Below are 17,849 nucleotides of genomic sequence, written 5' to 3' on the forward strand. Positions count from 1 at the left end.
GTTCGCGGAAATGCGCGCAGGCCGACGGACGGCACGGGGCGCGCGGAGGGAAGGGCGAATCAGCAGGAAGGGCGACACACGCAGCCCGCGTAGCGGAGCAGGTCCATATGGACCCTCCGCCACAGGCGTACGTCGTTGCCGGTCATTGCGCGAGTGAACCACGCGGCCCCGCGCACGGTCAATCGATCACCGCGGTCGGCGTCGGCGCCGGCGTCGGTGCCGACGAGGGTGCGGGTACCCGGGACGCGGGAGCACCGGCCCGCACGGCGTCCGCCGCCTCGTACAGCTCCGCGGGCCGGACCCCCGCGAACGTCGCCGCCAGGTGGCCGTCCGGCCGCACCAGCAGCACGGTGTGCGCCGGGGCCCCCGGGTAGCTGTCGGCGACCAGCAGGTCGGTGCGCACCGGCAGGGCGCTGACCGCGGCGGCCAGACGGGGCATCAGCCCGGCGCCCAGCCAGTGCCGCCGGTCCCAGACCCCGGTACCGGGGGCCACCAGGACCACCAGCAGCCGGCCCTGCCCCAGCAGGTCGCGCAGCGGCACGGTCGCCCCGTCGGGCGCGGTGACCGGGACGTTCGCCACCGGACCGCCCGGCTCCGTCGCCGTCGGCACCTCCCGTACGGCGACGGGCGGGGCATACGTCGGCTCCGCGCCGAGCGCCCCCCGGCCCAGGTGCCCGTCGGTGAGGAGGGCCTCGGCGGAACGGGAGGCCCCGGGGAGGTAGTTGCGCAGTCCGCCCCCGGACCGCAGCGTCGGCATCGCCTGGTCGGCCGCGCGCAGCCGCGAGGCCACCGCGGTGCGCCGTTCGCCCTCGTAGCTGTCCAGCAGGGCCTCGGAGGCGCCGTGGTGCCAGGCCAGCGACAGCTTCCACGCCAGGTTCTCGGCGTCCCTAAGCCCCTCCTCCACCCCCTGGGTGCCCAGTGCGCCCAGCAGGTGCGCGGCGTCGCCCGCGAGGAAGGCCCGCCCGTCGCGCCAGCGCCGGGCCAGCCGGTGGTGCAGGGTGTGCACGCCGGTGTCGAGCAGCTCGTACGGGGGAGTCGCGCCGCCGCACCACTGCGCGAGGGTGTCGCGGATCAGGGTGACCAGCGCGTCGGGGGTCACCAGCTCGCCGCGGGCCGGCAGCAGCCAGTCCAGCCGCCAGACCCCGTCGGGCAGCGGCCGCGAGGTCACCTCCTGGGACGCGCCGCGGTGCAGCAGCGCCTCCCCGGGCCACGGCAGTTCGGTCCGCAGCGCGGCCACGGCGTGGCGCTCCACGGCGGTACGGCCCGGGAAGCGGATGCCGAGCAGCTTGCGCACGGTGGAGCGGGCCCCGTCGCAGCCGACCACGTAACTCCCGCGCCACCAGGTGGTCTCGGCGCCCCGGGTGTGCGCGGTGACACCCCGGTCGTCCTGTTCCAGGGAGTCCAGCCTGCTGTCGCAGATCAGCTGGACGAGGGGGTGCGCGGCGGCGGCGTCGCGCAGTCCGCGCGCCAGCGCGTGCTGCGGGACGTGCAGGGGGGCCGGGTGGTCCTCGAAGGTGAGCCGGTGGGCGTCACGGCCGCGCCGCATGGTGCGCCAGGCGGCGAAGTACGCCCCCTCGTCGCGCAGCGTCGTACAGCCCAGCCGGTGCGCCATGGCCGCGGTGTCCGCGTGCAGGGCGACCGTACGGGCCGGCCGGACCTCGTCCTTGCCGGGCCGCTCGTCGAGCACGACGGAGGGCACGCCCGCACCCGCGAGGGCGAGGGCCAGGGACAGCCCGACGGGCCCCGCGCCGACGACGATCACCGGGTCCATGGCGCGGCTCCCGATGTCCGGTATGTGATCACAGAACGTATGCAACCCATTGGAGGTGTCTGCGTCAAGTGACACCCGAGGGCGCAACGCAGCGTGGTGCGGCGGATGTGTTCCGCCGCACCACGCTGGACACGCGCTATGACTGACCGTATGTCAGACCCCGGGGGGCGCCCCGTCGGGTCAGGGGGCCTTGCCCACGCCGGCCGCACCGCCCGCGTCGACCTCGGCCACGTCGCCCTCGACCACGGCACCGGTGCCCTTCTTCGATCCCCGCAGCCGCTTCTCCAGCCAGGAGGCCAGGGTGGTCAGGGCGAAGTTCACCACGATGTAGATCAGGGCGATCACGAACATGGTCGCGATGGTGTTGCTGTAGTTCGCCGCGATCTGCCGGTTCATGGAGAGCAGCTCCGCGAAGCCGAGCAGGGCGCCGCCGAGCGCGGTGTCCTTGAGGATCACGACGAGCTGGCTGACCAGCGCCGGCAGCATGGCCGTGACGGCCTGCGGCAGCAGCACGTACGCCATGGTCTGGCCCTTGCGCAGGCCGATCGCCTTCGCGGCCTCCGCCTGGCCCTTCGGGAGGGAGAGCACGCCCGCCCGGACGATCTCGGCGATGACGGCCGAGTTGTACAGGACCAGGCCGGTGACGACGGCCCAGAACGGCCGGGTGTCGGAGGGCACGTCCATGAGCTGGGGTGCGTACAGCGCGCTGCTGAACAGCATCAGCATCAGGACCGGGATGGCGCGGAAGAACTCCACCCACGCGCCGACCGCTGCCCGTACCCCGGCGTGGTCGGAGAGCCGGCCGATGCCCAGCAGCGCACCGAGCGGGAGGGCGATCGCCATGGCGAGCGCGCCGGCCTTGAGGGTCTCCATCAGGCCGGGGATCAGGTACGTGGTCCAGACCTGGCTGTCGGTGACGAAGGGGGTCCACTTGTCGGCGTCGAGCTGGCCCTTCTCTCCCATGAGGGACAGTGCCCACCACAGGACGAGCCCGAACAGGACGACGAAGATCCCGCTGTAGACCCAGTTGCGCACCTTGGCCTTGGGGCCGGGGGTGTCGTACAGCACCGAGCTCATCGCTTCACCGCCACTCGCTTGGACACCCAGCCCAGCAGCAGGCCGGTGGGCAGGGTCAGAAGGACGAAACCGAGGGCGAAGACCGCGAAGACGGCGAAGACCGCCTGGGCCTCGTTCTCCAGCATTTCCTTCATCAGCAGCGCCGCCTCGGCCACGCCGATGGTCGCCGCCACCGTCGTGTTCTTGGTCAGCGCGATCAGTACGTTGGCGAGCGGTGCGACGACCGCCCGGAAGGCCTGGGGGAGCACGATCAGGGTGAGCACCTGGAAGAAGCTCAGTCCCAGCGCGCGGGCCGCCTCGGCCTGGCCGACGGGCACGGTGTTGATGCCGGAGCGCAGGGCCTCGCAGACGAAGGTGCCGGTGTAGGCGATCAGCCCGAGGACCGCGAGCCGGAAGCCCGTCTCCTTGAACGTTTCGCCGCCCAGGTTGATGCCGAGGGTCTGGCTGAGGCCCAGTGAGCAGCCGATGACCAGCAAGGTCAGCGGCGTGTTGCGCACCAGGTTGACGTACGCGGTACCGAAGCCCCGCAGCAGCGGGACCGGGCTGACCCGCATCCCCGCCAGGACGGTGCCCCAGATCAGGGACCCGACCGCCGAGTAGAAGGTGAGCTGAACCGTCACCCAGAAGGCTCCGAGCACGTCGTACTGCCCGGAATCAAGAAAATCGAACACGATGCCCTGCGCTCTCCCCAGGATGGCCGGTGAGGCGCGCCGTCGCCCGCGGCAGGCGGGCGGCGACGCCCCTCACCGATGAATCAGCTGCCTTCGGTGATCTGCGGGGCAGGCTCGCTCTTGAAGTTGGCCGGGCCGAGGTTCTTGTCCACGGCCTTCTGCCAGCTGCCGTCCTCGACCATCTTCTTGAGCGCGGCGTTGATCTTGGTCTGGAGCTCCTTGTCGCCCTTCTTCAGACCGATGCCGTAGTTCTCGTTGCTCAGGTTCAGGCCGACCAGCTTGAACTTGCCCTTGTTCTTGTCCTGCGCGGCGTAGCCGGCCAGGATCGAGTTGTCCGTGGTCAGCGCGTCCACGGCCTTGTTCTCCAGGCCCGTGAGGCACTCGGAGTAGCCTCCCTGCTCCAGCAGGTCGGCCTCGGGGGCCAGCTTGGTCTTGACGTTCTGCGCGGACGTGGAGCCGGTGACCGAGCAGAGCTTCTTCTTGTTGAGGTCCTCGGCCTTGGTGATCGAGGTGTCGTCGGCGCGGACCAGCAGGTCCTGGTGCGCGAGGAAGTACGGGCCGGCGAAGTCGACCTTCTCCTTGCGCTTGTCGTTGATCGAGTAGGTCGCGACGACGAACTTCACGTCGCCGTTGGCGATCAGGTTCTCACGCTCGGCGCTGACGGCCTGCTTGAACTCGATCTGGTCGGGCTGGTAGCCGAGCTCCTTGGCGACGTAGGTCGCGACATCGACGTCGAAGCCCGTGAACTTGCCGTCCGGGGTCTTCAGGCCCATGCCGGGCTGGTCGTACTTGATGCCGACGACGAGCTTGTCCTTGGCGCCACCGGACGCACCGCCGTCGGTGGCGGCGTCCTGCTTGCTGCCGCCACAGGCGGTCGCGGTCAGGGACAGGGCGACGGCGACTGCCGCGGCCGCAACGGCCTTGGAGATCTTCATGGTGAACTTCCCTCGGATGAGACGTTGTTGAACGACGAGCGACGCTTACGGCGCACGCACGGCCGACAGGAACCGTTCCGGCAGTGATCCGCATACGGATGACTACCAGACGTAAACCTCAGTGGTGCAGGATCTTCGACAGGAAGTCCTTCGCCCGGTCACTGCGCGGGTTGCTGAAGAACTGCTCGGGGGTGGCCTCTTCGACGATCTTTCCGTCGGCCATGAAGACGACCCGGTTCGCCGCGGAGCGGGCGAAGCCCATCTCGTGGGTGACGACCACCATGGTCATCCCCTCACTGGCGAGCTGCTGCATGACCTCCAGCACCTCGTTGATCATCTCCGGGTCGAGGGCCGAGGTGGGCTCGTCGAAGAGCATCACCTTCGGCTCCATCGCCAGCGCCCGGGCGATCGCCACGCGCTGCTGCTGGCCGCCGGAGAGCTGCGCCGGGTACTTGTCGGCCTGCGTGCCGACGCCGACCCGCTCCAGCAGGGCCACCGCCTTCGCGCGGGCCGTGGGCTGGTCGATCCCGCGGACCTTGAGCTGGCCCAGCATGACGTTCTCCAGCACCGTCTTGTGTGCGAAGAGGTTGAACGACTGGAACACCATGCCGACGTCGGCACGCAGCCGGGCGAGTTCCTTGCCCTCGGAGGGCAGCTCCTTGCCGTCGAGCGTGATGGATCCCGAGTCGATGGTCTCCAGGCGGTTGATGGTCCGGCACAGCGTGGACTTGCCCGATCCCGAAGGACCGATCACCACGACCACCTCGCCGCGGGCAATGCTCAGATCGATGTCCTGAAGCACGTGCAGCGCGCCGAAGTGCTTGTTGACGTTGCTCAGCACGACCAGGTCGTCCGCGGTACCGGCCGCGTCCTGCACGTCCTTGGTCACTGATACTCCGCTCATCGGCTTCTAGCTCCGTCCTCCTCGGTTGGGAGGACAGTAGTGACGAGCCGTGCACAACGTCATCACATCTGAGGGAGAATTGAGCATAACGATCCGGCCTCTTCCGGATACGCTCCGTGCGCGGCACGGCGTGGCCGATCCTGCGCGCGTACCGGGTGCATAACGGAAGGCGCGACGCGGCGGAACCCTCTTGACGTGGGACTCCGCATGGGCGTGGATGCAGGGTGGCCATTTCTGCGGCCGCCCGTGCGGCATGACCAGCCGCGAGAGCCGAGGGACCGCAAGGACCGTCGACCGTGACCGTGACCGTGACCGGGCACGGGTCGACCGAGAGAGAAGAGGAGAGGGGGACGACATGAGACTGCTGCTCGTCGAGGACGACGATCACGTCGCCGCCGCCCTGTCCGCGATCCTCGCCCGGCACGGCTTCCAGGTCACCCACGCCCGCAACGGCGAAGAGGCCCTCCAGGCACTGCTGCCCGCGGGCGCCCCGCCCTTCGGCGTGGTCCTGCTCGACCTCGGCCTGCCCGACCAGGACGGCTACGAGGTGTGCGGCAGGATCCGCAAGCGCACCGCCACACCCGTCATCATGGTCACCGCGCGGGCCGACGTGCGCTCCCGTATCCACGGCCTGAACATGGGAGCCGACGACTACGTCGTCAAGCCCTACGACACCGGCGAGCTCCTCGCCCGCATCCACGCCGTCGCCCGGCGCACCGGCGCCTCCGAGGAGGCGGCCGCCACGGGAACCGGTGCTCCCGCCGTCGTCCGCCTCGGCTCCGTCAGCATCGAGCTGTCCACCCGCCGGGTCAGCGTGGACGGCACCGACGTCCCCCTCACCCGCAAGGAGTTCGACCTGCTGGCCCTGCTCGCGCAGCGGCCCGGTGTCGTCTTCCGCCGCGAACAGATCATCAGCGAGGTATGGCGCACCAGCTGGGAGGGGACCGGGCGCACCCTCGAGGTCCACGTCGCCTCGCTGCGCTCCAAGCTGCGCATGCCCGCCCTGATCGAGACCGTCCGAGGGGTGGGCTACCGGCTCGTCGCCCCGGCCGCCCCCTAGGGGAACCCCTGCCGTGCGCGCACGTCTGCTCCCGCTGCTCGTCATCCTGATGGCGGGCACGCTCCTCGCGCTCGGCTTCCCGCTCGCCGTGAGCCTGGCCGCCGGGCAGCAGCAGCGGGTCGTGGTCGACCGCATCGACGACAGCGCCCGCTTCGCCGCCCTCGCCCAGTTCGTCATCGACGCCCAGGGCTCCGGCTCCACCGGCGCCGACGAGCGCCGGGACCTCCTCCAGCTCGAACTCGCCCGCTACCAGGAGCTGTACGGCATCCGCGTCGGGGTCTTCCTCCGCGACGACCACGCCCTGGCGCGCTCCCCGGGCTGGTGGCAGCTCCCACGGTCCGGTGAGGGCCGCAAAGCCCTCGAAGAGGCACTCGCGGGGCGCCGCAGCCATGACCCGCCGCAGGTGTGGCCCTGGCAGACCGACGGAAAGCTGCTCGTCGTCTCCCCGGTCGTCCTCGACGGCGACGTGGTCGCGGTCGTCGCCACCGAATCGCCGACCGACCTCATGCGCGGCCGGATCCTGAGGGGCTGGCTGCTCATCGCCGGCGGCCTCGCCGCCGCCATGCTGGTCGCCTTCGGTGCGGCCCTGCGCCTCACCAGCTGGGTCCTCAAGCCCGTACGGACCCTGGACGCCGCCGCCCACGGCATCGCCACCGGGCGGATGAACTCCCGGGTCGCGGCTGCCAGCGGCCCGCCGGAACTCCAACGCCTGGCCCGCTCGTTCAACGAGATGGCCGACAACGTCGAGGAGGCACTGGAGCAGCAGCGGGCGTTCGTCGCCGACGCCTCGCACCAGCTGCGCAACCCGCTCGCGGCGCTGCTGCTGCGCATCGAGCTGCTCGCCCTCGAACTGCCCGAGGGAAACGAGGAGATCGCCTCCGTGCGGACCGAGGGCAAGCGCCTGACGCAGGTCCTGGACGACCTCCTCGACCTCGCGCTGGCCGAGCACGCCTCCGCCGAGATCAGCCTCACCGACATCGGCGCGCTGGCGGCGGAACGGGTCGCCGCCTGGCGGCCGTACGCCGACGAGAAGGGCGTACGGCTCACCGAGACGGGCCGGACCGCCGTCACCGGCTGGGCCGATCCCATCGCCCTGTCCAGTGCGCTCGACGCCGTCATCGACAACGCCCTCAAGTTCACGCCCGCCGGTGAGGAGGTCGAGGTGTCGGTCTCGGCCGAGGGCCGCTCGGTCCGCGTGGTCGTCGCCGACCGCGGCCCCGGCCTCAGCGAGGACGAGCTGCAGCGCGTCGGCGACCGGTTCTGGCGCAGCGGCCGCCACCAGAACATCAAGGGCTCCGGACTCGGCCTGTCCATCTCCCGGGCCCTGCTCGCCGGGGGCGGCGGGACCCTCTCCTACGAGACGAACCCGCCGCACGGGCTGCGGGTGACCGTGACCGTCCCCCGCACCGGCCCCGAGGCCCCCTGACCCCTGCCCCCGCCCCGCGGGCCCCGGCCCGGCTACGGCTCCCAGGGCAGGACCGCGCGGGCCGGCGTGGACACCGCGTACAGCTCGTCCACGGCCCGGACCTCGAAGACGGCCGTCCGCTCCCGGCCGGCGCGCGGGACCCCGGGGAGGTACAGGGCGGTGCCGCAGGTCCCGCCGAGGAAGCGGCGGACGCCGTCGGGGAGCACCCGGTGCACCGCGTAGTGGCGGGGCCGCCCGCCCGCACCGGCCGCCGCCCGCCAGGACAGGCGGAGCCAGGCCCTGCCGTCCTGGCGGGCCGCGGCGTCCACGGTGGCGGCGGTGGGCGGGGCCGGGCGGCGGGTGCGCGGGCCGTCGTACACCGCCAGGGCGCCGAGCCGCCACACCACCGGCTTCCCGCCGGGCGCGGTGATCCGTACGGCCAGGGCGTACGCGGTCCTGCCCGCCAGCGCTGCGAGCCCGGCCCGTGCGGTGCGCCAGCCCGCCCCGGCGTCCGCGCTCGCCGTCCGCAGCCAGGTGTACGGGATCGGCCCGCCCGGGGCGGACGGCTCCCGGGTGGCCACCCCGACCTCGACCGCGACCGGACCCGACCCGGTCGCGTGCACCAACTCCACGACGCCGGCCCGGGTCAGGGGCAGCCGCGTGGAGTGCAGCCCGACGGCGACCGGAGCCGTCAGGAGACCCGAGACCAGCAGGCTGGAGCCGCCCCGCCAGGCGCCCGCGAAGTCCAGGGTGACGGACGGGCGGGTTCCGGTGGTGTCCACCACCCAGCGGCGGCCCGGCAGCCGGTCCTGGAGCCCGAGGTGGTTCCAGGGCGTGTCGGAGGCGGCCCGGCCGTTCTCGTACCAGCGCAGGCCGTGCCCGGTGTTGAAGGAGCAGGCGAAGGGGAGAGCGGTGACGGTGGACCGGTCGGCGACGGCCGTCGCGGGAGCCCGCCAGGAGCGCTCGGGGGCGGGCCGGGCCGGATCCAGCGATTCGCCCGTCCAGAACCGGTCGTCCGCGTGGTGGAAGGCGCCGGGGGAGCGGTCGGTGAGGTGGCCCAGGGTCCACTCGGGCCGGTAGAAGCCGTAGCTGACGACGTGGTCGCCGGTCCGGGGCACGATCGCGTCCCAGCGGACGTCGGCGTTCCAGCCCTGCGACTCCGTGTCCACGGCGGCCCACAGCTCGTGGCGGGAGCGGCCCAGCCGGTCGGCGAGCGCCCCCGAGTCGGCCAGGGACTGCGGGGTCCAGCGGAAGTCCACGAACAGCGTGTCCGCGACCTTCCCGGCCCGGTCCTCGTAGAAGTCCTGGTTCAGGGCGTTCAGGGCGCCCTGCCAGCCGACCCGGCCGGTGCTGTTCATGGCGTCGTACCAGGTGATCCGCAGACCGTGCGGCTCGCCCGCCGCCCGCAGGGCCCGCAGGAACTCCCGCATGCGGGTGGCGAGGGCGCTGTCGCCGCCGTCGGTCTCGGCGTTGACGAACCAGCCGTCGAAACCGTACGTGCGCGCCACCCGGACGAGCTGCTCGGCGATCGGGAAGCGGCCGAGGGCGTCGCGCTGCACCAGGTCGCGGGTCCACCGCAGGTCGCCGCCGTACGCCACGGGCGGCAGGAAGACATTGCCCAGCACCCGGACGCCGTTGCGGTGGGCGGCGTCGACGACCGGCGCGTTCGGGGCCAGGATGATCCCCTCGCCGGCGGAGCCGCCCCAGAAGACCAGCTCGTCGATGTACGCCCAGTGCGTGAGCGCGTAGTAGTCGGCGGTGGGGGAGCCCTGGGAGGGGTTCCCGGCGGTGGGCGCGAAGGACACGAGGGAGGCGATCCGGGCCTGGCCGGCCCGGGCGGTCCCGTTGGCCGGGACAGGGGTGAACCGCTCGGCGAGCGGCACGGTCGCGGTGTTGTGGGCCAGGTCGGGGTCGCTCTCGGGGGTCCACCGCAGGAGCGAGCGCCACACGATCCCGGGACCCGGGGCGCCCGCCGGGAGGGAGTCCGGGAACCAGTAGGAGGCGTACGGGGCCAGGCCGCCGGGGGCGGGTTCGGACGCCACCGCCGGCCCGGCGGTGGCGTCCGCGGCCCGGGCCCGGGCCTGGCCCGCCAGGCCCAGCAGCGCGGCGGCGCCGGCCCCGGCGGCCAGCACTCGGCGCCGGGTCGGGCGTAAAGGGACGGGCGGCGTACGGGGATCGGCGCCGTCGTCGGTCTGGGACATGCGGGGCTCCTCACGAGGGGCGGGGCATCGGGGCGGGCCGGGGCGGGGCATGGGCGGGGCGGGGTCCTTGCGGGTCGGTCGGGTCGCTCGCGTCCTGTCGGGCGGGCCCGTCCGGTGCCGTTCTGTGCAGTTCGGTGCCGTTCGGTGTTCCGGCCGATCGGGGGCGGGGTCACACCACGTCACGCACGCGCAGCACCTCGGCGATGCCGCGCGCCGCCAGATGGGCCCGGTCCTCGGCGCGCTCCGCCAGCACCACCGAGGGACGCACCCCCTGAGCCGTCAGCACGGTCCAGGCGTCGAAGAAGACGCCGCCGGGGGCGCACACCGAACGGCCGGGAGCGCGCTCCGCCCCGCCCACGTCCACGGCGAGGGCGGTGGACCGCGGGGCGGGCCGGTGCGCGCGTCCGCGCCACTCCCGGGCGATCCGGGCGATCACAGCGCCGGCCGGCTTGGTCCTGCCGTCGTTGGCGAGCAGGCCGAGGCCGTACTCCAGCTCCGGGAAGTCGGCGAGCTCCCGGGCCACGTCGTGCGAGCACCACCAGGTCACGCCCCACAGGTCCGGGCAGTCCAGCGCGTTCACGACCGTGGCCTCGGTGAACCGCGCCGCCTGCTGCGACCCGATCAGCGGCGCCGGAGCGCCGGCCTCCTGGAGCCACACCGGCCGGTGCGGGTCCGGCGCCCAGGCCTTGGAGAGCTCGATGAGGTACGCGGCATGGTGCTCGGTCGCCGTCCCGCGGGCACCGTGCCGCTGCGCGGTGCCGTCGAACACCCAGGAGTGGACGGCGGTCGCCCCGCCCAGCCCGGCGGCCTGGGCGGGCGTGAAGGGATGGTCGTCCCGGTACCAGACGGCGTCGTACTCGGCGTGCAGGTGGAGGCGGCCGGGCGCCCCCCGCTCACAGGCGGCGAGCATCCGCTCCAGCCAGTCGGCGGCCTGCGCCGCGCTGATGCGGTCGGGGTCGGGGTGCGGGGGACCGGAGAACTGGTTGATCTCGTTGCCGACGGTCATGCCGAGGAAGTTCGGCCGGTCGGCGAGGGCCGCGGCGAGCGTGCGCAGGTACTCCTCCTGACCGGCGACCACGTCGGGGTCGGTGAAGAGGTTGCGCCGGTGCCAGGTCCGGGTCCAGGCCGGCAGGAAGTCGAAGCTCGACAAGTGCCCCTGCAGGCCGTCCACGTTGACGTCGAGCCCGCGCTCGGCGGCCGCGTCCGCGAGCGCGACGAGCTGCTCGACGGCGCGCGGCCGGATCAGCGTGCGGTTCGGCTGGAAGACCGGCCACAGCGGGAACACGCGGACGTGGTCCAGTCCGAGTGCGGCGATCGCGTCGAGATCGGCGCTGACCGCGTCGAGGTCGAAGTCGAGCCAGTGGTGGAACCAGCCCTGGGCCGGAGTGTAGTTGGCACCGAAGCGGAGCGCGTGATCCTGCACGAGGCGTCCTGGGGTTCTGGAGTCTTCACGAATTCACCGGACGGCCCACAAACTGCCGGTGCCGATGCGGAAAGTCAACAAGGCCTCCCAGGAGTGCACTTATGCGCTTGAGTCCTGTCGGCGCAAGGGTTCCTTTCTGAACTGCCTAGACCGCTAATGCGGTTTAGCGCTGGCAGCGATCGGGGAAGTGTGCGGAAATGGACAGCGGCTTTTCGGTCATCGCGGCCGGCCGCTGCGGCCGCTCGCGCCTGCCGGGAGGGTGGGCGGGTGCGGCGATCGGGGCTGTCCGCCGCGGCCGGATCGCGTACGGTCCGGCCAGTGCCGTCCGCGTTCCGTGGGCCGCCGCCCGTAGTTCGCCGTCCGCCGTCCGCAGCGCCCGAAGGATGAATGAGGCAGGCCATGGCCCGCAGACCCACGATCAAGGACATCGCCCGACGGGCCGGGGTGTCGGAGAGCGCCGTCTCCTTCGCGCTCAACGACCGGCCGGGCGTCTCGAAGGACACCCGGGCCCGGATCCGCCGCGTCGCCGAGGAACTCGGCTGGCAGGCCAACAGTGCGGCGCGTGCGCTGTCCGGCGAACGCTCCGGAGCCGTCGGGCTCGTCCTGGCCCGCCCCGCGCACACCCTCGGCGTCGAGTCCTTCTTCCTCCAACTCGTCTCCGGCATCCAGGAGGTCCTCGCCGCCGCAAGGACCGCCCTGCTCTTCCAGGTCGTCGAGGACGTGGACGCCGAATGCGCCGTCTACCGCCGGTGGTGGGCCGAACGGCGGGTGGACGGCGTGCTCGTCGTCGACCCCCGTACGAGGGACCCGCGCCCCGCGCTCCTTGCGGAGCTGGGCCTCCCCGCGGTCACCATCGGCGAGCCCGGCCCCCCGGCCGAGCACGCGAAGGGCCCCGGGCCCATGAGGGATCCCGGGTCGATGAGTGTCCCCGCGCCCTCGCCGGTCCCCGGATCCTCGCCGACCGCCCTTTCGCCCGCCCCCTCCTCCGCCCCCTCCTCCGCCCCCTCGCCCGTCTCCTCGGTCCGGGCCGACGACGCGGGAGCGATGGCGCAGGTCCTGGACCACCTCCACGGGCTGGGCCACCGCCGGATCGTCCACATCGCGGGGCTCCCCGGCCTCGCGCACACGGTCCGCAGGATGGAGTCCCTGCGGGTCGAGGCCGCGCGCCGCGGCCTCGACCCGGGCCACGTGCGCTCGGTGGTCACCGACTACTCCGACGCGGAGGGCGCGGCCGCCACCCGCCGGGTCCTCGCCGAGCCGCAGGCCCCGACCGCCCTCGTCTACGACAACGACGTGATGGCCGTCGCCGGCAGTGCGGTCGCCGCCGAGCTGGGCATCCCCGTGCCGGACCGGCTGTCGATCGTCGCCTGGGACGACTCCGCGCTGTGCCGGGTCACCCATCCCCGCCTCACCGCCCTCGTCCGCGACACGGCCGGCTTCGGACGGCTGGCCGCCGAGGAACTCCTGTCCGTACTCGCCGGCGGTCCGCCCGGGGTCCGCGAGAGCGAGCGGCCGAGGCTGGAGTCTCGCGACAGCACGGCGCCGCCCCCGGCGCATACTGATTCCTGACCCCTTCCTGGAGCCGCCACCGTGATCACCCCCACCGCCCCGTCCCCCGCCCAGCGCGCCGCCGCAGCGGCCGCCGGACCGACGGTGGCGATCGACATCGGCGGCACGAAGATCGCCGGGGCGCTGGTGCACCCCGACGGGACGATGACGGCCACCACCCGCCGACCCACCCCGCGCGCGGTGGACGCCGAAGGCGTCATGGCGGCGGTGGCCGAGGTCGTCGCCGACCTGTCCGCCTCACCGCTGTGGGCCTCCGCGGTCCGCTGCGGGATCGGCAGCGCCGGCCCAGTGGACACCTCCCGGGGCACGGTCAGCCCGGTCAACATCGGCGCGTGGCGGGACTTCCCCGTGCAGGAGCGGATCGCGGCGGAGCTCGCCGCGCGGGGGCCGCCCTGCCGACCGTACTGGCCGGCGACGGCGTGGCGATGACCGCGGCCGAGCACTGGCTGGGCGCCGCCCGCGGCTACGCGAACGCCCTCTGCATGGTGGTCTCCACGGGCGTCGGCGGCGGCCTGATCCTGAACAACCGGCTCCACCCCGGTCCCACCGGCAACGCGGGCCACATCGGCCACATCAGCGTGGCCTTCGACGGCGCGCCGTGCGTCTGCGGCAGCCGCGGCTGCGTCGAGTCGATCGCCTCCGGCACGGCCATCGCCCGCTGGGCCCTCGACCAGGGCTGGACCCCGCAGGCCGGCTCCGGCCCGGACGGCTCCGATGCCCCTGGCGTCGCGCGCGACGCCACGGCGGCGGGCGTGGCCGCGGCCGCCGCGCAGGGCGACCCAATCGCCCTGGCCGCCTTCGACCGCGCCGGCCGCGCCCTGGCCGCCGCCATCGCGGCCGCCGCCACCCTCGTCGAAACGGACATCGCGGTCATCGGAGGGGGAGTGGCAGCCGCCGGGGACACCCTCTTCGGCCCGATCCGCAGCCACCTCGCGCAGTACGCCACGCTCTCCTTCGTGCAGGAGCTCCAGGTGGTGCCGGCGACCCTGGGGACCCACGCGGGCCTCATCGGCGCGGCCGCGGCGGCCACGATGCTGCTGCCCCCGTCCGCGGCCTCCGAGTCGCAGTCCTCACAGTCGGCGTCCTCGGAGTCGGCGTCTTCGGAGTCGGAGTCCGCGAAGTCCGCGCCCGCCGCCGCCCCCACGGCGTGAGCGTCAGGGCTTGACGGACCGGTAGTACCGGCCGGCTCCCTCGTGGAGCTCCAGGGGGTCGGTGTAGATCGCCGTGCGCAGGTCCACCAGCTGCGCCGCGTGCACCGCCCGCCCGACCCGGTCGCGGCTGAGGATCACCGTCCGGGTCAGCCGCTCGGTCAGCTCGGGGTCGGTCTTCGCCGTGGTCACCAGCAGGTTGGGCACGGCGAGGGTGGTGACGGCGCTGGTGTTGCGGGCCCGGCTGTAAGCGTCCTGCGGCATGACGGCCGTCCGGTAGTAGCGCGCAGGGCTGCCGCTCGCCTGGAGCTGCTCCACCAGGTCGCCGAGCTGCACGAGCCGGATGTCGAAGCGCTCGGACAGCTCCTTCACCGCGTTCGTCGGCAGGCCGCCCGACCAGAAGAAGGCGTCGATCCGGCCCGCCTCCAGCTCGGTCGGCATGGTGTCGAGGCCGATGGACACCGGCGTGAGGTCCAGGACGGGGTCGATGCCGGCCGCGCTGAGCAGCCGCTCCGTGACGAGCCGCACCCCGGAACCGGGCTGGCCGATCGCCACCCGCTTGCCCCGCAGGTCCCGCGCGGACTGCACCGGCGACCCGGCCGGCACCACCAGCTGCACATAGTCGTCGTAGAGCCGCGCGCATCCGCGCAGCAGGTCCGCGCCGGGCTTCCCGTCGAGCCGGTACTTGGCGACCGCGTCCGCCGTGGCCACGGTGAAGTCGGCCTCCCCGGTGGCCAGCCGCTGCAGGTTCTCCTGCGAGCCCTCACTGGGCACCAGCGTGACGTCCACCCCCGGCATGTCCCGCCCGAGTGCCTGCTGGAGGAGCTGTCCGTACCGGTGGTAGACACCCGTCCGCGCGCCCGTGCTGAAGGTCAGCTCGCCCTCCGGGTCCGGCTTCCCGAAGGGATTCAGCAGCCAGGTGAGGACGCCGAGCACGGCGAGTACGGCCACCAGGACCCGCAGGGCGTGGCGCCTGCTGATCCGGGGCGGTACGAGAGGCATGGGCGCGATCCTGCCACCCGGCCGCCGTCCTGTCACGGCGCGGGAGGTCCGCGGACCCCGCCCGCGACCGCCCGCGACGCTCCTGACCTGCGGCTCGTCCGGTTCGGGCGGCTGCCGCCCGGTGACCGGGCGCACGGCGACCGGAGGGCTGCCGTCCACCACCTACCCTTGTTGCATGACCAGCAGCGACCGGAGCCAGGCAGTGGACGAGAAGCGAAGCTACGAGGTGCGCACCTACGGGTGCCAGATGAACGTGCACGACTCGGAGCGGCTCTCCGGTCTGCTGGAGGACGCCGGCTACGTCCGCGCGCCCGAGGGCTCCGACGGCGACGCCGACGTCGTGGTCTTCAACACCTGCGCGGTCCGCGAGAACGCCGACAACAAGCTGTACGGCAACCTCGGCCGGCTCGCACCGATGAAGACGAAGCGCCCCGGCATGCAGATCGCCGTCGGCGGCTGCCTGGCCCAGAAGGACCGCGACACGATCGTCAAGAAGGCCCCCTGGGTCGACGTCGTCTTCGGTACGCACAACATCGGCAAGCTGCCCGTGCTGCTGGAGCGCGCCCGCATCCAGGAGGAGGCGCAGGTCGAGATCGCCGAGTCGCTGGAGGCCTTCCCCTCCACGCTCCCCACCCGCCGCGAGTCCGCGTACGCCGCATGGGTCTCGATCTCCGTCGGCTGCAACAACACCTGCACCTTCTGCATCGTCCCGGCGCTGCGCGGCAAGGAGGAGGACCGCCGGCCCGGCGACATCCTCGCCGAGGTCGAGGCCCTGGTCGCCGAGGGCGTCTCGGAGATCACCCTGCTCGGCCAGAACGTGAACGCCTACGGATCCGACCTCGGCGACCGCGAGGCCTTCAGCAAGCTGCTGCGCGCCTGCGGCCAGATCGAGGGCCTGGAGCGGGTCCGCTTCACCTCCCCGCACCCCCGCGACTTCACGGACGACGTGATCGCGGCGATGGCCGAGACCCCGAACGTCATGCCGCAGCTGCACATGCCGCTGCAGTCGGGCTCGGACCCGATCCTGAAGGCGATGCGCCGCTCGTACCGCCAGGAGCGCTTCCTCGGCATCATCGAGAAGGTCCGTGCCGCGATCCCGCACGCCGCGATCTCCACCGACATCATCGTGGGCTTCCCCGGCGAGACGGAGGAGGACTTCCAGCAGACGATGCACGTGGTGCGCGAGGCCCGCTTCGCCAACGCCTTCACCTTCCAGTACTCCAAGCGGCCCGGCACCCCGGCCGCCGACATGGACGGGCAGATCCCCAAGGAGGTCGTGCAGGACCGCTACATGCGCCTGGTCGCCCTCCAGGAGGAGATCTCCTGGGAGGAGAACAAGAAGCAGGTCGGCCGCACCCTGGAGGTCATGGTCGCCGAGGGCGAGGGCCGCAAGGACGGCGCCACGCACCGCCTGTCCGGCCGCGCCCCCGACAACCGGCTGGTCCACTTCACCAAGCCGGAGCAGGAAGTCCGCCCCGGCGACGTGGTCACCGTGGACATCACCTACGCCGCCCCGCACCACCTGCTGGCCGAGGGCCCGACCCTGACCGTGCGCCGCACCCGCGCCGGCGACGCCTGGGAGAAGCGCAACGCCGCCCCGGCCCAGCCGGCGGGCGTCATGCTCGGCATCCCGACGCTGGGCGTCCCGGCGCCCCTGCCGGCCGTCGCCTCCGGCTGCTCGGTGCCCGCCTCCTCGTGACGCCGCCGCGTTCCCGGGGCCGCGCCGCGGCACTTGGGCTGCGCCGCACCACCTGAGCTGCGCCGCGCCGCGCCACGTGGGCCGCGTCGCGTTCCTGGGGCTGCGCCCGCCTGCCGAGGCTGCGGGGCGGCGGTCCGGCTAGGCTGCGGATCATGCTCGTAGCCGCCGCCGTCTGCCCCGCCCCGCCGCTGCTCGTGCCGGAGGTCGCCGCCGGCGCCGCCGCCGAACTCGGCGACGCCCGCACCGCCTGCTCCGACGCGCTCGCGGTGCTCGCCGCCTCCCGGCCCGATCTGCTGGTCGTGGTCGGGGCCGCCGCCGAGGGCGGCGGGTACGACCAGGGCACCCCCGGCAGCTTCGCCGGCTTCGGCGTGGACCTGACCGTCACCCTCGGCCCCGACCTGGGAGAACCGCCGAGCGGCCACGCCACCGGGACCACCCTCCCGGCCTCCCTCGCGGTGGCCGGCTGGCTGCTCGGGCAGGCCCGCTGGGCGGCCGCCCCGGTCGCGGGCGTGGCCGTCGCCGAGGACCTGCCCCCGAGCGGCTGCGGCCTCCTCGGCGCGGACCTGGGACGTTCCGCCGAACGTGTCGCCATGCTGGTCCTCGGGGACGGCAGTGCCCGCCGCACCCTCAAGGCCCCCGGCTACCTGGACGAGCGCGCGGCGGGCTTCGACGCCGCCGCCGCACGCGCGCTGGGCGCCGCCGACGCGGCCGCGCTCGCGGCGATCGACGCCGGACTCGCCGCCGAACTCCAGGCCGCCGGCCGGGCCCCCTGGCAGGTGCTGGCCGGCGCTGCCGAAGGCGCGGACCTCGCCGGACGGCTGCTGTACGAGGACGCCCCGTACGGGGTGGGGTACTTCGTCGCCACCTGGTCGTAGCGCCGACGGGCCTCCGGGCGCCTCCACGGAGCCCACAGGGCCGGGAAACGCCGACGACGCGCCCGGAGGGCGCGGGAGGACGCCGAAGGGGCGCGGAACCGGCACCAGC

14 protein-coding genes and 1 pseudogene are annotated in these 17,849 nt (G+C 73.4%); 6 read left to right on the forward strand and 9 right to left on the reverse strand.

Going from position 1 to position 17,849, the window contains the following annotated elements:
* Positions 1 to 59 precede the first annotated feature (59 nt).
* The 6 genes from AVW11_RS39350 to AVW11_RS27285 form a co-directional block, all read right to left on the reverse strand.
* A complete protein-coding gene (locus AVW11_RS39350) occupies positions 60 to 146 on the reverse strand; it encodes a putative leader peptide (protein WP_311318651.1) in 87 nt (28 codons plus the stop codon).
* Positions 147 to 178: 32 nt separating this feature from the next.
* Positions 179 to 1,771 (reverse strand): FAD-dependent monooxygenase, encoded by a 1,593-nt coding sequence (locus AVW11_RS27265; protein WP_076046321.1) that lies wholly within the window; start codon positions 1,769 to 1,771, stop codon positions 179 to 181.
* Positions 1,772 to 1,951: 180 nt separating this feature from the next.
* Complete coding sequence (locus AVW11_RS27270) at positions 1,952 to 2,848, reverse strand: amino acid ABC transporter permease (protein WP_030854003.1); 897 nt, start codon at positions 2,846 to 2,848, stop codon at positions 1,952 to 1,954.
* Complete coding sequence (locus AVW11_RS27275; protein ID WP_030854004.1) at positions 2,845 to 3,519, reverse strand: amino acid ABC transporter permease; 675 nt, start codon at positions 3,517 to 3,519, stop codon at positions 2,845 to 2,847. The genes AVW11_RS27270 and AVW11_RS27275 overlap by 4 nt, the downstream gene beginning before the upstream one ends.
* Positions 3,520 to 3,602: 83 nt before the next feature.
* Positions 3,603 to 4,454, reverse strand: a complete 852-nt coding sequence (locus AVW11_RS27280) for a glutamate ABC transporter substrate-binding protein (RefSeq protein WP_030854006.1) — start codon at positions 4,452 to 4,454, stop codon at positions 3,603 to 3,605.
* Between the two features lie 118 nt (positions 4,455 to 4,572).
* The gene (locus AVW11_RS27285) at positions 4,573 to 5,358 is read right to left on the reverse strand and encodes an amino acid ABC transporter ATP-binding protein (RefSeq protein WP_030854009.1); all 786 of its coding nucleotides are present in this window, start codon (positions 5,356 to 5,358) and stop codon (positions 4,573 to 4,575) included.
* A gap of 355 nt (positions 5,359 to 5,713) precedes the next feature.
* On the opposite strand from AVW11_RS27285, the gene AVW11_RS27290 reads away from it, so the two are divergent.
* Together AVW11_RS27290 and AVW11_RS27295 are read left to right on the forward strand one after the other, a co-directional pair.
* Positions 5,714 to 6,418 carry a response regulator transcription factor gene (locus AVW11_RS27290; protein ID WP_030854011.1) on the forward strand — a complete coding sequence of 235 codons (705 nt, stop codon included), beginning with the start codon at positions 5,714 to 5,716 and terminating at the stop codon, positions 6,416 to 6,418.
* Positions 6,419 to 6,431: 13 nt separating this feature from the next.
* The gene (locus tag AVW11_RS27295; protein ID WP_076046322.1) at positions 6,432 to 7,844 is read left to right on the forward strand and encodes a sensor histidine kinase; all 1,413 of its coding nucleotides are present in this window, start codon (positions 6,432 to 6,434) and stop codon (positions 7,842 to 7,844) included.
* A gap of 32 nt (positions 7,845 to 7,876) precedes the next feature.
* Here AVW11_RS27295 and AVW11_RS27300 read toward each other — a convergent pair whose 3' ends face one another.
* Together AVW11_RS27300 and AVW11_RS27305 are read right to left on the reverse strand one after the other, a co-directional pair.
* Positions 7,877 to 10,024, reverse strand: coding sequence for an endo-beta-N-acetylglucosaminidase (locus AVW11_RS27300; RefSeq protein ID WP_076046323.1), 2,148 nt, complete (start codon positions 10,022 to 10,024; stop codon positions 7,877 to 7,879).
* Positions 10,025 to 10,193: 169 nt separating this feature from the next.
* Positions 10,194 to 11,447: a glycoside hydrolase 5 family protein gene (locus AVW11_RS27305; RefSeq protein ID WP_076046324.1), complete on the reverse strand. Its 1,254-nt coding sequence runs from the start codon at positions 11,445 to 11,447 to the stop codon at positions 10,194 to 10,196.
* Positions 11,448 to 11,846: 399 nt separating this feature from the next.
* Here AVW11_RS27305 and AVW11_RS27310 point away from each other — a divergent pair, with 399 nt between their 5' ends.
* Positions 11,847 to 13,016, forward strand: a complete 1,170-nt coding sequence (locus AVW11_RS27310; protein WP_206281926.1) for a LacI family DNA-binding transcriptional regulator — start codon at positions 11,847 to 11,849, stop codon at positions 13,014 to 13,016.
* A gap of 144 nt (positions 13,017 to 13,160) precedes the next feature.
* Positions 13,161 to 14,167 (forward strand): annotated as a pseudogene (locus tag AVW11_RS27315) (ROK family protein).
* 3 nt (positions 14,168 to 14,170) lie between these two features.
* On the opposite strand, the gene AVW11_RS27320 reads toward AVW11_RS27315, so the two are convergent.
* Positions 14,171 to 15,166, reverse strand: coding sequence for a TAXI family TRAP transporter solute-binding subunit (locus tag AVW11_RS27320; protein WP_076046326.1), 996 nt, complete (start codon positions 15,164 to 15,166; stop codon positions 14,171 to 14,173).
* A 175-nt stretch (positions 15,167 to 15,341) separates the two neighbouring features.
* On the opposite strand from AVW11_RS27320, the gene miaB reads away from it, so the two are divergent.
* Positions 15,342 to 16,865 (forward strand): tRNA (N6-isopentenyl adenosine(37)-C2)-methylthiotransferase MiaB, encoded by a 1,524-nt coding sequence (gene miaB / locus AVW11_RS27325; RefSeq protein ID WP_037832149.1) that lies wholly within the window; start codon positions 15,342 to 15,344, stop codon positions 16,863 to 16,865.
* Positions 16,866 to 17,017: 152 nt separating this feature from the next.
* Positions 17,018 to 17,740 (forward strand): class III extradiol ring-cleavage dioxygenase family protein, encoded by a 723-nt coding sequence (locus tag AVW11_RS27330; protein ID WP_060177927.1) that lies wholly within the window; start codon positions 17,018 to 17,020, stop codon positions 17,738 to 17,740.
* The last annotated feature ends 109 nt before the right edge of the window (positions 17,741 to 17,849 follow it).

The sequence above is a fragment of the Streptomyces amritsarensis genome, from assembly GCF_001953875.1.
In the GTDB taxonomy this organism is placed as follows: Bacteria; Actinomycetota; Actinomycetes; order Streptomycetales; family Streptomycetaceae; genus Streptomyces; species Streptomyces amritsarensis.